General features: G+C 44.7%; 12 protein-coding genes. 11 read left to right on the plus strand and 1 reads right to left on the minus strand.

The genetic code is table 11. From position 1 onward, the window contains the following. Nucleotides 1-516: 516 nt before the first annotated feature. Nucleotides 517-750: a hypothetical protein gene (locus BUC07_RS19505; RefSeq protein WP_073173841.1), complete on the minus strand. Its 234-nt coding sequence runs from the start codon at nucleotides 748-750 to the stop codon at nucleotides 517-519. Between the two features lie 330 nt (nucleotides 751-1,080). Here BUC07_RS19505 and BUC07_RS19510 point away from each other — a divergent pair, with 330 nt between their 5' ends. From BUC07_RS19510 to BUC07_RS19555, 11 genes are all read left to right on the plus strand, one after another. Further along, the gene (locus BUC07_RS19510) at nucleotides 1,081-2,295 is read left to right on the plus strand and encodes a PQQ-binding-like beta-propeller repeat protein (RefSeq protein ID WP_073173844.1); all 1,215 of its coding nucleotides are present in this window, start codon (nucleotides 1,081-1,083) and stop codon (nucleotides 2,293-2,295) included. Nucleotides 2,296-2,470: 175 nt separating this feature from the next. After that, the gene (locus BUC07_RS19515) at nucleotides 2,471-3,706 is read left to right on the plus strand and encodes an outer membrane protein assembly factor BamB family protein (protein ID WP_073173846.1); all 1,236 of its coding nucleotides are present in this window, start codon (nucleotides 2,471-2,473) and stop codon (nucleotides 3,704-3,706) included. Then, nucleotides 3,707-5,131 carry an outer membrane protein assembly factor BamB family protein gene (locus BUC07_RS19520; protein WP_073173848.1) on the plus strand — a complete coding sequence of 475 codons (1,425 nt, stop codon included), beginning with the start codon at nucleotides 3,707-3,709 and terminating at the stop codon, nucleotides 5,129-5,131. 9 nt (nucleotides 5,132-5,140) lie between these two features. Continuing rightward, nucleotides 5,141-6,115: an NHL repeat-containing protein gene (locus tag BUC07_RS19525; protein ID WP_073173851.1), complete on the plus strand. Its 975-nt coding sequence runs from the start codon at nucleotides 5,141-5,143 to the stop codon at nucleotides 6,113-6,115. A gap of 97 nt (nucleotides 6,116-6,212) precedes the next feature. Continuing rightward, on the plus strand, nucleotides 6,213-6,422 hold the full coding sequence (locus BUC07_RS20770; RefSeq protein WP_139279664.1) for a hypothetical protein: 210 nt from the start codon (nucleotides 6,213-6,215) through the stop codon (nucleotides 6,420-6,422). Nucleotides 6,423-6,551: 129 nt separating this feature from the next. Beyond that, on the plus strand, nucleotides 6,552-7,130 hold the full coding sequence (locus BUC07_RS19530) for a 4Fe-4S dicluster domain-containing protein (protein ID WP_073173853.1): 579 nt from the start codon (nucleotides 6,552-6,554) through the stop codon (nucleotides 7,128-7,130). Between the two features lie 5 nt (nucleotides 7,131-7,135). Then, nucleotides 7,136-8,404: a 4Fe-4S binding protein gene (locus BUC07_RS19535; RefSeq protein ID WP_073173855.1), complete on the plus strand. Its 1,269-nt coding sequence runs from the start codon at nucleotides 7,136-7,138 to the stop codon at nucleotides 8,402-8,404. 81 nt (nucleotides 8,405-8,485) lie between these two features. Beyond that, nucleotides 8,486-10,342: a PQQ-binding-like beta-propeller repeat protein gene (locus BUC07_RS19540; protein ID WP_073173864.1), complete on the plus strand. Its 1,857-nt coding sequence runs from the start codon at nucleotides 8,486-8,488 to the stop codon at nucleotides 10,340-10,342. 156 nt (nucleotides 10,343-10,498) lie between these two features. Continuing rightward, nucleotides 10,499-12,841, plus strand: coding sequence for an NAD(P)H-dependent oxidoreductase subunit E (locus tag BUC07_RS19545; protein WP_073173857.1), 2,343 nt, complete (start codon nucleotides 10,499-10,501; stop codon nucleotides 12,839-12,841). Nucleotides 12,842-12,933: 92 nt separating this feature from the next. Next, complete coding sequence (locus BUC07_RS19550) at nucleotides 12,934-13,308, plus strand: four helix bundle protein (RefSeq protein WP_073173859.1); 375 nt, start codon at nucleotides 12,934-12,936, stop codon at nucleotides 13,306-13,308. A gap of 24 nt (nucleotides 13,309-13,332) precedes the next feature. Then, nucleotides 13,333-14,907, plus strand: coding sequence for an FAD-dependent oxidoreductase (locus BUC07_RS19555; protein WP_073173862.1), 1,575 nt, complete (start codon nucleotides 13,333-13,335; stop codon nucleotides 14,905-14,907). Nucleotides 14,908-15,029 lie beyond the last annotated feature (122 nt).

Here is a 15,029-nt window from a genome sequence, read left to right on the forward strand (position 1 = left end):
ATTCGAATGGAAAAATTGAGAAAAATTACTCAATGTAAATTATTTCTTATGAAACCAGTAAACATTTGGAAAGAGCAGGTTTTTATTTTAGAGCCGGATAGGAATGAATTCATGAAAGTTTATGTTGGCAGGGGCATTAGTACATTTATTTGAAGTTTATATGAACCATATTTTCAAATTATTATTTATCCAAAATTATTTATACTGATTCCATTAGTTTTTCAAAAATTATTATCTTGCAGGTATAAAAATTGTTCTTTTTTTATTGCTATGAACAAAACGGTGAGCCAAAAAAATCACATTGAGGTAAATCATTGATATAGAGGTATATTGGGAACTGGATTCAAATCCGGCTACCCCGACTTTTAAAAGGGTTAAATTGTTGATTTGCAATTTAATCCTTTTTTCGTGTCCCGATGTTTGCACAACATTCTGAAAAATATTTCTGTCGTTGCAGTTGGAATGTCTCCAATCTTGTCTGCAAAACGAAGAGTTACAGGTTCGCCATCAGCCAAACTACAAGCGTTGTGATTTAGTTTTGTTAAAGCCATAATATCCTTTTAACACTTGATTTATATCTGCTTCTCCTTTATTTATTTCAATGAATAGGAGATTTGGAACTTCCATAGAAAGTGCTGTTTGTATTTTGGGGGCGTGTCCAACAGTCCATAGAAATGCACTTTTCTCATCAACTACAAAAGCATTACCTTTAAGTATGGGGTAATCTCCTTCGGATTTATATAGCTTCAAAGGTTTTGTCTGGTTGTAAATTTTATTAATGATTCGAATATATTCTTTAAAAATATTTCAAGAAATACAGCTTTTGTGGATAAGATGCCTGGCTTTGTGAATGAGAAGTTTTATTTTGTGATTGTATTGTATCAGTTGGTAGATTTTGGTTTATAAAGATTCATTACTCCTTCTTTTTTATTGTTCATAATCCCCTTTCTTCTTGTTAACAACCTCTTAACAAAATGTAAACATATATCACTATTTAGACATGTAATAAATTAGATCTCTTGATTGTACAATTCACTTATTGGTTTTATTTTTAAGCAATTAATTTAAAACCGTAAGTAGATGGCCAAAAAAGCATTTTTTCTTTTTATTTTATTAGGTTTTACAGGAATTGCACTTTTTGCTCAAACTCCTACAAAATGGAGAGGGCCAAATGGTAATGGAGTGTATAACGAAACGGGATTATTGAAACAGTGGCCGGAATCGGGGCCTGAAATAATCTGGCATTTCGATGGATTGGGTGAAGGGCATTCTTCCCCGGCTTTTGCCAACGGATTGATTTATCTCTCAGGTATGGAGGACCAAACAGGCTACATTTATGCCATTTCGCCAGCCGGGGAGTTGCAATTAAAAGTTCCCTACGGAGAAGAATTTCATGAAAGTTACCCCGGTTCGCGTTCAACACCTGTTATTGCCGGAGATTTGCTGTACATCTATTCCGGGCACGGTGTGCTTACCTGTATGACTGCCGCAGACGGAGAAGTAAAATGGCGCAAAGATGTATTTAACGATTTCGATGGGGAGAATATCCGCTGGGGCGTTACCGAAACACCGGTAGTTAACGGCGATGTAATATATATTACCCCGGGCGGAAAGACCAACAATGTTATTGCATTGAACAGGCATAATGGGAATTTAATTTGGTCGTCGCCTGCCAAAGGTGAGCTTTCAGCCTATTGCACCCCGCTGCTTGTTGAATTACCTTCCCGGAAATTACTGGTAACACACACTGCCGATCATATAATTGGCCTCGATGCCGAAGACGGGGAAATGCTGTGGTCGCACCCGCAAACCAATCGCTGGCAGGTGCATGCCAATACGCCAATATATCATGATGGCGGATTATTTTGTTTCAGCGGATATGGTCAGGGAGGTGTGAAACTCGAATTAAATGCAGATGGCAGTAGTGTGGAAAAAGCATGGACAAACGAACATCTCGACAGCCGAATTGGCGGAATGGTTATGGTTGACGGCTATCTTTACGGTTCCGGCGACAACAGCCGCGAATGGCGCTGTGTGGATTGGGAAACCGGAGAGGAAAAATATGCCTCCAACGAAATTGGTAAGGGAGTTATTATTTATGCCGACGGAATGTTGTACTGTTACAGCGACCGCGGCGAACTTGGCCTGGCAGAAGCTACTCCCGAAGGATTTAATCTGAAAAGTAAAACCCGGGTTGATTTGGGATCGGGACAACACTGGTCGCATCCGGTAATTCGGGATGGGCGGCTTTATCTTCGCCACGGAAATACACTTATTGCATATAAAATCAAATAGCAATTGTTTTTTTATTGAATAAAGAACAATCGGTTGATTTATGCAGGGAGTTGTTCCTAAAAGAAATTTTTAAATTCTTGTTGTCAGTAAAAAAGGTAGAAAATGCAGTAATTGATATACATTGGCTGAAATTGTAAGTCCTTACATTTGAAAAAAAACAAAAAAAAACTATAAAATGAAGAATCTTTTAACCGGAGTATTTTTGCTCCTATTTATCTCTTCCCTGAATGCCCAACTGGCACAGTGGCGCGGTCCTGATCGCGATGGTCATTTCCCCGAAACCGGCCTTTTAAAAGAGTGGCCCGAAGGCGGCCCGGAAACTATTCTCGAAGCCGAAGGCATTGGAAAAGGATGGTCATCTCCCATTTTTGCAGCGGATATGATTTATACCACAGGAATGATTGATACGCTGGACTATCTTACTGCAATGGATTTGCAGGGCAATATAAAATGGCAGGTCCCTTACGGCAGGTCGTGGAACCAGTCGTTTCCCGATACGCGCTGTTCTCCGGTAATTGAAGACGACCGCATATATGTACAGAGCGGTACAGGTCGCCTTGTTTGTATTGAAAGGGAAACAGGAGAAGAAATCTGGGCCGTAAACGTTGACGAAGATTTTGAAGGGGAATACCATAGCTGGGGAAATTCTGAAACTCCTCTTATTGTGGACGATTTGGTGGTTTGCTCCCCGGGAGGACAAACTACCAGTGTGGTTGCATTCAATAAAATGACAGGTGAGCCTGCCTGGCAAACCGAATCGCTGGGTGGCCCTCGTACCTATGCTTCGGCAACTATTTATGAATACAAGGATTTCCGTTATATCCTCGCTGCTATCGGAACCCATTTGCTGGCCATCCATCCCGAAAGCGGAGAAATTGCATGGAGTTACAGGTATCACAACTCGGAATGGACCGACAGAGATGCCATAATATGGCCCAATACTCCTGTTTTTAAAGAAGATGAAATATTTATAACCAGCGGTTACGATTATCCTGCTGTTATGCTGAAAATGGATTCCACCGGAACTTCAGTTTCAGAAAAATATACCAGTCGTACGTTAGATAACCACCATCACGGTGTTATCCTGCACGACGGACATGTTTACGGGTCCAACTGGTATAACAATAAACAAGGCCGCTGGGTATGCATGGTTTGGGATACCGGCGAAATTAAATACGTGGACGACTGGGACACCAAAGGTGCACTGGTAATGGCCGACGGATTACTGTACGCCTACAACGAGCGTGGAAATGTGGGATTGGTAAATCCTGATCCCGATGGGTTTGAGATTGTAAGTGAATTCAGGATTACGAAGGGTGCCGGACCTCACTGGGCACATCCGTTTATTAAAGATGGAAAATTATTTATGCGCCATGGCGATGTCCTTTTGGTCTATGATATCAAGGCTTAAATGGATAACAAAAGAATTGTAAATATTTCGGTTATTGCACTGAGCGTTTTAGCGCTGGTTTTTATTGTTTGGTGGCTTCGGAACGATCCTACCAATGATTTTACCGTGAATATCGAAGGTGCCGACAACCGGGGTGAAGGCGCGGAGGCTCAGGAGGTTGAACTGGGTGAGATCTTTGAACGCTATGAAACTGATTACACGGAACTGTCAGAAAAATGGCCGCGCTTTAGAGGAGAGGATTTCGACAATATTTCAAAATCACCCGTCAATTTAATTGACCAGTTTCCTGCTGAAGGCCCTGAAATTTTGTGGTCTGTTGAACTGGGTGAAGGCCACTCGGGGGCTGCAATTTACGAGGGACTGGCTTATGTGCTCGATTACGACGAAGAGGAGCGTGCCGATATGTTGCGTTGTTTTTCGCTCGTGGATGGTAAAGAAATGTGGGCACGGGGGTACAACCTCAACGTGAAACGAAATCATGGTATGTCGCGTACAATTCCGGCAATTACCGAAGATTATATTTTAACCATCGGTCCGATGAGCCACGTGATGTGTCTCGAGCGCAAAACCGGCGATTTTCGCTGGGGGCTCGATGTGGCAAAAGAGTACGAGTCGGAAGTGCCGCTATGGTACACAGGGCAGTGCCCGCTTATCGACGATGGAAAAGCTATTATTGCAACGGGTGGAAATGCACTTATGATTGCCGTTGATTGCGAAACTGGTGAAAAGGTTTGGGAAGCACCCAATCCGGAAGGCTGGAAAATGTCGCACTCATCGGTAATGCCATTTACTTACGGCGGTCGCAAAATGTATGTTTACAGCGCCATTGGGGCTTTGGTAGGTATTGCTGCCGATGGCGACGATGCCGGCGAAATACTTTGGTCGGCCACAGAATGGAACCACTCGGTGGTGGCACCTTCGCCGGTTTGCATGCCCGATGGAAAAATTTTTATGACAGCCGGTTACGGTGCGGGAAGCATGTTGTTGCAGCTTTCAGAGAATAGTGGTGAATTTTCTGTTGAACCATTAATGGAATACAGGCCACGGGATGGTTTGGCCTGCGAGCAACAAACGCCGCTGTACTGGGAAGGACACCTGTTTGGGATTATCCCGAAAGATGGCGGGCCCAACCGGAACCAGCTGGTTTGCGTGCATCCCGATAATCCGCAGGAAGTCGTTTGGACCAGCGGTGCAGATAAACGATTTGGCCTTGGTCCCTATTTTATTGCCGATGGAAAACTGTTTGTCCTGAATGATGACGGAACACTTTTTATAGCACGGCCTAGTACCGACAGCTATATTGAACTTGACCAGGTAGCAGTTATTGAAAACGGCCACGATGCATGGGCGCCGTTCGCTATTGCCAACGGGTACCTGATTATGCGCGATGCCGAAACGATGGTTTGTATCGATTTAAACGCTTAATTTTTTGAAATGAAGAACAAGGGAATTCTTATCTTTTTATTGATTATGGCGGCTGTAATTATAGCTGTTTTTGTCAGTGAATTTCTTTCTGACAGGCCCGACAGGAGTAAGCCAAATCCGTTTGCCTACGATGTGGAGGAGTTCAAAAATGTTGATCCTGAACTCATACTTTATGAAGAATCTAAAAACTTCAAAATTGGTTTTGAAGTGCCAGCTGCAATCGCTGTAAATAACAATAAAATTTATGTGGCCGGAGATAATAGCCTGAAAATAATTGATTTATCAGGGAAATTGCTCGCAGAATTGAACCTGCCGACAAAACCACAAACAGTAGAGGTCTTTAATAAAACGATTTTTATGGCTACTGAAAATCGCGTTTTTGTATTGGATGAGGAAGGAAATATCCTGAATGAATGGGAACAACTGGACGAAAATTCCTTTATAACAGCCATTGCAGCAACCGAAAATAATGTTTTTGTGGCCGATGCAGGAGGCCGCCGCGTAATCCGTTATTCTGAAGAGGGCGAAAAATTAGGTGAATTTGACGGCAAGGCGGAAGAAGGTGTATTGCATGGTTTTATTATTCCCAGTCCCTGTTTCGATTTGGATATTAATGATGAAAGCGATTTGTGGGTGGTGAACCCGGGATTACATGCCCTCGAAAATTATACTTACGAGGGAAACCTCCGCTCTCACTGGGAAAGAACAAGCATGAAACCTGAGGGCTTTAGCGGTTGCTGTAATCCGTCGCATTTCACTTTTTTAAGCGATGGCCGCTTTGTAACCAGTGAGAAAGGTCTGGTGCGGATAAAAACATACAAACGTTCGGGAGAATTCGAGGGAGTTGTAGCGGCGCCCAATAAATTTGTTGAGGAAGGCCGGGCACCCGATTTGGCCGCCGACAGCCAAAATAACATTTACGCCCTCGATTTCGATAAAAAAATGATTCGTGTTTTTGAACCCAAAAATAACACCGGGCTTTAGCCTGGTGAATGTGAAGAGCAGAATTTCAGGTGCATCCTGAGCAGTCGGTTGAAACCCGGCCGCACCAGGCACCGCAAAACGAAAGACGAAAAATGAGATGAACAGAAAAGAATTCATAAAAACAGGGGGGAGATTTTTGATTTTGGGAGGAATGGCAGCCACCACCGGCTACCTGGTGGCCAACCAAAAGGTGGACACTACCTGTTCGGTTTCGCCGGCCTGCCGGCAATGCGGACAATTTACCAAATGTGAATTACCGCAGGCTGCAGAAGCTAAACGGACTGAACAACCGAAGGAAAAAAAATAACTCCAGGATTTATCCTGGTGTTGAAAAATGATAGAGAAAACAAAGCGCAAGCAGGTCAATCAATTGAAACACAGGCCAACCATGCGCCGCACATTGAGGCGATGATAAGGAGAAAGAGAAAAAATAACCATGGAAAAGGAAAGTAAATCGAAAAACCGCCGCGAATTCATCCAGAGTGGGGCACGGCTTACCCTGGCCCTGGCATTGGGCAGTGTGAGCGGACTGGCGTTGAGCAAAGTGGTGAAAGATGATTATGTCTGGCAGATCGATCCGTTTGAATGTACCCAATGCGGGCGTTGCGCCACCGATTGTGTGATGACCCCCTCTGCCGTGAAATGTGTGCATGCCTACGATTTGTGTGGATACTGCGATTTGTGCGGCGGCTATTTTAAACCTGATGCCAATCAGTTGAGCACAGCTGCCGAAAATCAGCTTTGCCCAACCGCAGCCATAGAGCGTAAATTCATAGAGGAACCTTATTTTGAATACATTATAAATGAAGACTTGTGCATTGGTTGTGCCAAGTGCGTGGAAGGTTGCACATCGTTTGGAAACGGTTCGCTGCACCTGCAAATCATTCACGACATCTGCCTCAATTGCAACGAGTGTTCCATTGCCCGCGTATGCCCTTCGGATGCCATTAAACGAGTGCCGGCCAGCGAAGCGTACAATGTGAAAGGCGATTTTTCAAAAAAACCGGAATCCTGATTGAAATGAAAAAAATCAAATATATATTATACCTTTTAATTTTTGCCTTTTACCTTTTGCCGTCTCACCTTTCGGCTCAGCAGCAAAGGTTTCCGAAACCGGAATTCGAATCAGGTTACGAGCAGCCATCCACGGTAACTCCCGAACCCCGTGCGCTATCGCTTGAATATTTTGATGTGCTGGTGCTACTGGCAGTCCTTTCGCTGGTGACCTGGCTTATATTGAAAAAGCGGTCGAGACAGGGAGTCTTGTGGGTTTCCATATTTACACTTATCTATTTTGGTTTTTACCGCAATGGCTGTATCTGCCCCATCGGGGCCATTCAAAATGTCACGCTTTCGTTTGCCGATCCGGCCTATGCCATTTCACTAACCGCATTGCTGTTTTTCCTTTTCCCATTGGTATTTACACTTTTTTTTGGCAGAACATTTTGTGCCGGCGCCTGTCCGCTGGGGGCTATTCAGGATTTGATCATAATTAAGCCCATCAGTTTGCCCAAATGGCTCAACAAAACACTGGGGCTGATTCCATATATTTACCTCTCCCTGGCGGTGCTTTTTGCAGCTACCGGAACCGATTTTATCATTTGCCGCTACGATCCGTTTGTGGGGATTTTCCGTATGGATGCCAAATTCCTGATGGTGGTGCTGGGGATCAGTTTTCTGCTGGTGGGTATGTTCGTGGCGCGTCCGTATTGCCGGTTTTTTTGTCCCTACAGCGTATTGCTCAGCTGGATGTCCCGCTTTTCGAAAAGACACCTCACCATCACGCCATCAAAATGTATTCAGTGTAAATTGTGTTCCAACTCCTGTCCGTTCGATGCCATCGATTATCCCACCGATGAAAAAGAAGTGGTGAAATCGGGCCTGGGGCCCAAACGGTTCATAACCTACGCATTGCTCATTCCATTGTGGATTGCAGCCGGTGTGTTTGTGGGCGAACGTTCACATACCTTCCTTTCAAAGGCAAACAACGATGTTTATCTGGCCGAGTTGCTGATATCCAATCCGGAAATTAAAAACGACCCTGATAATATTGATGTACAAACATTCCTCGCTTCCGGAAAAACAATGGAAACACTGGTGGAAGAAGCCGGAGGAATACGTCAGAAGTTTTATTACGGAAGCATGATTGCCGGCGGGTTCATTGGCCTGGTAATCGGCGTCACTTTATTGAATACAGTAGTTTTCCGAAAGCGCCAGGATTACGTGCCGCAAAAAGGGAACTGCCTCAGTTGCGGGCGTTGCATGGATTATTGTCCGGTTGAAGAATAATTGGATTGCGGTCCCGATAATTATCGGGATAACCACGCATTTAAGCATGAAAAAATTTTACAAGTTGAAAATACAATTAAAATGACCAACAACGATAAATTAAAATTAGCTCAAAATGTGGCCCTTGTTGCCGGTACTTTTTGTGTGATAGTAGCCCTGCTTTTATTGCTGAATTACTGGCAGGTATCGCAAAACGATCCTATTGAAAGTCAGGTTATGGAGGTGCTGGTGGAACGGCTGAACGAAGAGCCCAATAACGATGGATTGAAAACCGAAATTCGCAATTATGATTTGCTTGCCCGGAAAGCCTATTTCAACAGCCAGTGGCAGGTGAAAACCGGGGCGTTTTTGTTGCTTTTCGGGGCAATTGTGCTGGCAGTGGCCTTGCGGTATTTTTATTCGTTAAAATCAAAAATTGAAGCACCTGATAAAGTTCTTGAAAATGAAATTGCCAGTCGTATTGTCGCCCAAAAGGGGATTGTAATTGTGGGCGGGATTGTTTTTATTTTGGCAGTCATCGCTTCCTTTGCAACCGTAAATTACCTCGATCAATACGATATACAAACCACTGAACTTGCCGATGCCGCACCGGCCGAAGATGATGGAATAGAGGTAATTGATGTGGATCAAACACAGGAGGAAACTGCTCAGCAACCTGTTGCTGATGAATCAGAAACTACTGAAGAAGAAGTTGAAGCAGAACAACCGGCCGTTGAAGAAGAAGTAGCCGCACCGCAACCTGAACCTGAGGCACAACCTGAAACTTCCACTGCTTCCTCGCTTTCAATTAATCAAATTAAAAATAACCACAACTCATTCAGAGGCCCGCTGGGTCAGGGTGTTATTTATCATGAAAATATACCAACTGAATGGGACGGGGCTTCGGGAACAAATATTCTTTGGGAGGCTCCGATACCGAAACACGGATATAACTCCCCGGTGGTTTGGGGCGATAAAGTATTTATTGCCGGTGCTGATGACCAAAGCCGCGAAGTGTACTGCTACAATGCCGATACCGGTGAACTGCTCTGGACAGGTGTTGCAAATAATATTCCCGGTTCACCGTCAACTATGCCGCGTGTAACCGAAGATACCGGACTTGCTGCACCAACCGTTACAACCGACGGGAAGCGCGTTTTTGCCATTTTCGGTACGGGCGATGTCATTGCATTCGATATGGATGGCAACCGCGTTTGGGCAAAAAACCTGGGCGTGCCCGACAATCATTACGGACACTCTTCTTCATTAATTACCTGGGATAATAAACTGTTTATTCAGTTGGACACAAACAGTGGTGGCAGGTTGCTGGCACTCAATACCGCCACAGGCGATCCGGTTTGGGATACAAAACGCGATGCCAATATTTCATGGGCCAGCCCGGTACTGGCAGAAGTGGACGGGAAATACCAGATTATCCTTACCGCTGTCCCGATTGTTGCAGGCTACGATGTTGAAACCGGTGAAGAACTCTGGGCTGTTGACTGCATGATGGGCGAAGTGGGGCCATCGGTGGGCTACAGCGAAGGTATTGTCCATGCAGCCAACGAATATGCCACAATGGTAGCTATCGACATTAAAACACAGGAAATTCTTTGGGAAGATAATATGTACCTCCCCGAAGCTTCGAGTCCGCTGGCCCACGACGGTTTGCTCATTATCTGCACCAGCTACGGGGTAATGGTTTGCTACGATGCCAAAACCGGTGAAGAATACTGGGAGCATGATGTGGGCACTACATTTTATTCATCACCCATGTATGCTGATGGCAAGCTGTTTATGATGGACAATGCGGGAGTTATGCGCGTTTATGAATACGGCAAAGAGATGAATTTAATCAGCGAAAACGAGCTGGGCGAAACCTTCGGAACATCACCTGCTTTTGCCGAGGGAAGAATTTACATCCGGGGAGATGAAAATTTATACTGTATAGGAAATTAGAAAATTCCAAATAACAAAATTCAAATGACAAATAAATTTCAAATCGCAATTTTTCAAAATTCAAAACTGAACATTCCTGAGTTTGGGAATTGGCCATTGAAATTTGGAGTTTACTTGTTCTTTGGGATTTGGGTTTTGGTGCTTTAAGAGTTGAACATGACAGATAAATTTCAAAATATCGACCGCATTATTCAGGAGAAAGGCTCCGAAAAGAAAGCCCTTATCCCAATTTTGCAATCTATTCAAAATGAATACAATTACCTGCCTGAAGATACGCTGAGGTACGTGGAGGAAAAAACATCCATCACGTTTTCTGAAATTGTGGGGGTGGCAAGTTTCTACAAGCAGTTTAGGATGGTGCCTGCTGGCAAACACCTTGTAAAAGTTTGCGTGGGAACAGCTTGCCACGTAAAAGGTGCCGGCCAGGTGCACGATTCGTTTAAAAGGCATTTTAAATTGAAAGATGGCGAAGACACCGATGAATCGGGGAATTACACGCTCGAAAAAGTGAGCTGCCTGGGCTGCTGTACCCTTGCGCCCGTTGTGCAGGTTGACGATGTTACTTACGGCCATGTGGGCACCGACCAGGTGGACAAAGTAATTGAAGATTTCGAAAGCCAGCAGGGAAAAAAAGGAGCCAAAAAATACAGGAAAGCCGATGGCTCAGAAATAAAAGGTGAAATCCGGATTGGGCTGGGCTCATGCTGTGTGGCAAGTGGAAGTGGCGAGATTGAGGAGGAAGTGGAAAAAGTGGTGAACCAAAGCGGTTTGCGGGTGAAACTGAAACACGTGGGCTGTGTGGGGATGTGCCACCAGGTGCCGCTGGTTGAGGTGGTGCCTAACGAAGGAGAGCCCACGCTTTACGCAAAGGTCAAACCGGAAGATGTTAAGGGGATTGTTGAAAACCATTTCAACCCGCCCGGAATTCTTGGGAAATTAAAAAATAAACTTTTCCATTTTGCTGAAGACATTCAAACTGACCGGAACTGGGATGGCGTGCAGCGCTACGAAATCAGCATGCGCGAAAAACCGGTTGCCTCGTTTCTCGGTAAACAGATTCCCATTGCCACCGAGTATCGGGGAATCATCAATCCGCTCGATATTGATGAGTACCACAAAAGAGGTGGCTTTACAGCACTTGAAAAAGTATTGAACTCGCTTACTCCTGAGGAGGTTGTTGAAGAAGTGAAGAACAGCGGTATGCGTGGCCGTGGCGGAGCGGGTTTTCCCACCGGAATGAAATGGGAATTTGTAAAGCGCGAAAAAGATGAAAAGAAATACCTGATTTGCAATGGTGATGAGGGTGACCCCGGGGCTTTTATGGACCGCATGCTGCTGGAGTCGTATCCGTACCGGATAATTGAAGGAATTGCCATTGCCGCTTATGCCGTGGGTATCCACGAGGGATTTTTTTACATCCGCGCCGAATACCCGCTGGCCGTAAAACGAATCAGGAAAGCACTCGAAATTTGCCGCGAGAATAATTATATCGGAAAAAATATCAGGGGCACCGGTTTCGATTTTGATTTGTCGATTTATGAAGGTGCCGGTGCTTTTGTGTGTGGCGAAGAAACCGCGCTGATTGCCTCCATCGAAGGCAGTCGCGGATTCCCGAAAATCCGTCCGCCTTTTCCTGCCAATAAAGGGCTTTGGGGACACCCGACACTTGTTAATAATACCGAAACATTCGCACAGATTTCATACATCTTGCGCGAAGGAGCCGGAAAATTTAGCGGCATTGGCACCGAAGGAAATACCGGCACAAAAGTTTTTGCCCTGGCCGGAAAAGTGGCCCGTGGCGGATTAATTGAAGTTCCCATGGGAATTACTATCCGGCAGGTTGTGGAAGAAATTGGTGGTGGAATTGCCAACGGACGAAAGTTTAAGGCGGTGCAGATTGGCGGGCCTTCGGGAGGTTGTATCCCGGCGGAACATGCCAACACACCCATTAATTACGAATCGCTTACCAAAATGGGTGCCATGATGGGCTCCGGCGGGTTGGTGGTACTCGACGATACCGACTGCATGGTGGACATGGCCCGGTTTTTCCTTTCGTTTACACAGGATGAATCGTGCGGAAAATGTACTTTCTGCCGCGTAGGAACCAAACGGATGCTCGATATTCTGGAAAACATCACCAGCGGAAAAGGGAAAAAAGGAGATATCGAAGAATTGGAGAAACTGGCCGAATGGACCCACAAAGGAAGTTTATGCGGACTGGGAAAAACAGCACCAAATCCGGTAATCAGCACACTGAAATATTTCCGCGACGAATACGAGGCGCATATCAACGGAGTTTGCCCAACCGGAAAATGCACTGAAATGATTACCTATTCGGTAAATGATAATTGCATTGGATGTACCATGTGTGTTCAAAAATGCCCGGTGGACGCTATCCCGTTTACCCCGCACGAAAAACACAGCATCGATACAGAACTGTGCATTAAATGCGACTCCTGCCGCATCGTCTGTCCGGTAGATGCTATTGATGTGAAGTGAGTTGGAGGTTGCAAGTTGCAAGTTTCAGGTTACAGGTTGCATGTTGTTGGTAATAAGCGACTGATTAAATAGGGAAATAAAAAATAGGAGTGATGAAAAGTTACAGAGATTTGGAAATTTATCAAACAGCATATCGATTGGCCATAAAAGTACATCGAATGACCTTGACTTTACCAAAATATGAAATGTATGAACAGGGTAGTCAGGTCAGGAGGTCAACAAAAAGTATAAAAGATAATATTGTTGAAGGGTATGGCCGGAAAAGATATAAACAGGAATTTATACGATATCTTGTATTCGCTCACGCATCAAGTGATGAAGCCATTTCTCAGTTAACAATGATAGATGAAATACATTTTGAGTCAAAAAAATTAACGGATTTAATTTCAGAATATGAAATTTTGGGAAGAAGGATTTATAAGTTTATGGAATATGTTGAACAAAACTGGAATGAACCCGGAACCTGAAACCTGCAACCTGCAACGTGGAACATGATTAAACTAAAAATAAATAACAAGGAAATTCAGGTAGAAGAAGGCACGTCGGTGATGAAGGCGGCGCAGCAGATGGGAATTGATGTACCCAATCTTTGCTGGCACGACGAATTGGAACATTTCACCTCGTGTATGCTTTGCCTGGTAAAAGACAAAAGCAACGGGAAACTCTTCCCATCCTGCTCAATCAAGGCAGCCGATGGAATGGAAATTATTTCCGATGACGACGAAATTACCGAAGCCCGTCAAACAGCACTCGAATTGCTGCTTAGCGAGCATGTGGGCGATTGTGAGGCACCCTGCCAATTGGGATGTCCGGCACACATGAACATTCCGCTGATGGACCGCCTGATTGCCGCCGGGAAGTTTGATGAATCGCTGGAAGTGGTCAAACGCGATATTGCCCTGCCTGCTGTTTTGGGGCGAATTTGTCCTGCTCCCTGCGAAGGGGCCTGCCATAGAAAAACCGTGGATGAAGCGGTTTCGATCTGCCTGCTCAAACGTTTTGTGGGCGACGAAGGAAAAGAACCTGAAATAAAACCTGCCGAAAGTAATGGCAAAAAAGTGGCCGTTATTGGCGCAGGTCCCGCCGGACTGGCAGCAGCTTATTACCTTCAACTAAAAGGAGTACAGGTAACGCTGTTCGATAAAGCAGAAAAAGCTGGCGGGCAGCTTCGCACTGCAGTCCCCGAAGAAAGATTGCCCAGGGAGGCACTCGATAAAGAAATTGAAGCCATTCTGAAAACCGGTGTTGAATTTCGCGGCGGAGCAACTATTGACAGTGAAAAGTTCCAATCGTTAAAAAAAGAATACGATGCATTGATTGTGGCCACCGGTGCTGTTTCTGAAGAGAATGAAAAATTCAACCTGAAAATGGCTGCGAAAGGAATTAATGCCGACAGGAGTACTTATCAAACTTCGGTAGAAAATGTGTTTGCCATTGGCAATGCGCTGCGTTCCTCTAAACTGGCTGTTCGCTCGGTGGGGCAGGGGAAAGAAGTTGCTTTTTCTGTGCTTCAGTATTTTAACAAACAAGAAGTGAAAGGTGAACCGCGGATGTTTAATTCCCGCTTTGGCAAACTGGTAAACGAAGAGTTCTCGGAATACCTGAAAGAATCTGTGAACACAAAAAGACATTTCCCCGAAGATATTGACTGGGGAGGATTTTCCGCTGAAGAGGCCATTGAAGAGGCAAAACGTTGCCTGCGATGTGACTGCCGTGCTATTGACGATTGCAAATTGCGGGTTTATTCCGATCAATATCACGTGGATCAGCGCCGGTTTAAAACCAGCGAGCGCCGCAAAATCACCAAACTGAATACGCATTCCACACTCATTTATGAGCCGCAAAAATGTATTAAATGCGGTATCTGTGTGAGGCTCACCGAAAAGTATGGCGAACGGTTTGGTTTTACTTACATTGGCAGGGGGTTTGATGTGGAAGTGGGCGTGCCTTTTAGTGAAGATATCCAAAAAGCACTCACCGAAACAGCAATGAAAGTAACAGAAGGATGTCCCACGGGAGCGATTGAGTTAAAAGGAAATTTGAAACAAACCACATTAGGCACATAGATCACAATAGTACTATGTGCTCTATGTAAGGTTTGCTGAAAAACAATATTAACAATTGATTGTCAATAAATTACATACAAAAAAGTCACACAATTTAGCTTCAAAGTGCAAACAAAATATTA

Origin of the sequence: Tangfeifania diversioriginum, from assembly GCF_900141875.1 — a bacterium.
Classification (GTDB): domain Bacteria; phylum Bacteroidota; class Bacteroidia; order Bacteroidales; family Prolixibacteraceae; genus Tangfeifania; species Tangfeifania diversioriginum.

What these genes read in the sequence shown, in the direction of transcription:
- BUC07_RS19530 (WP_073173853.1), top strand. Translation starts at nt 6,552, where the DNA reads ATGGAAAAGGAAAGTAAATCGAAAAACCGCCGCGAATTCATCCAGAGT.
- BUC07_RS19550 (WP_073173859.1), top strand. Translation starts at nt 12,934, where the DNA reads ATGAAAAGTTACAGAGATTTGGAAATTTATCAAACAGCATATCGATTG.
- BUC07_RS20770 (WP_139279664.1), top strand. Translation starts at nt 6,213, where the DNA reads ATGAACAGAAAAGAATTCATAAAAACAGGGGGGAGATTTTTGATTTTG.
- BUC07_RS19510 (WP_073173844.1), top strand. Translation starts at nt 1,081, where the DNA reads ATGGCCAAAAAAGCATTTTTTCTTTTTATTTTATTAGGTTTTACAGGA.
- BUC07_RS19520 (WP_073173848.1), top strand. Translation starts at nt 3,707, where the DNA reads ATGGATAACAAAAGAATTGTAAATATTTCGGTTATTGCACTGAGCGTT.
- BUC07_RS19545 (WP_073173857.1), top strand. Translation starts at nt 10,499, where the DNA reads ATGACAGATAAATTTCAAAATATCGACCGCATTATTCAGGAGAAAGGC.
- BUC07_RS19555 (WP_073173862.1), top strand. Translation starts at nt 13,333, where the DNA reads ATGATTAAACTAAAAATAAATAACAAGGAAATTCAGGTAGAAGAAGGC.
- BUC07_RS19540 (WP_073173864.1), top strand. Translation starts at nt 8,486, where the DNA reads ATGACCAACAACGATAAATTAAAATTAGCTCAAAATGTGGCCCTTGTT.
- BUC07_RS19535 (WP_073173855.1), top strand. Translation starts at nt 7,136, where the DNA reads ATGAAAAAAATCAAATATATATTATACCTTTTAATTTTTGCCTTTTAC.
- BUC07_RS19525 (WP_073173851.1), top strand. Translation starts at nt 5,141, where the DNA reads ATGAAGAACAAGGGAATTCTTATCTTTTTATTGATTATGGCGGCTGTA.
- BUC07_RS19515 (WP_073173846.1), top strand. Translation starts at nt 2,471, where the DNA reads ATGAAGAATCTTTTAACCGGAGTATTTTTGCTCCTATTTATCTCTTCC.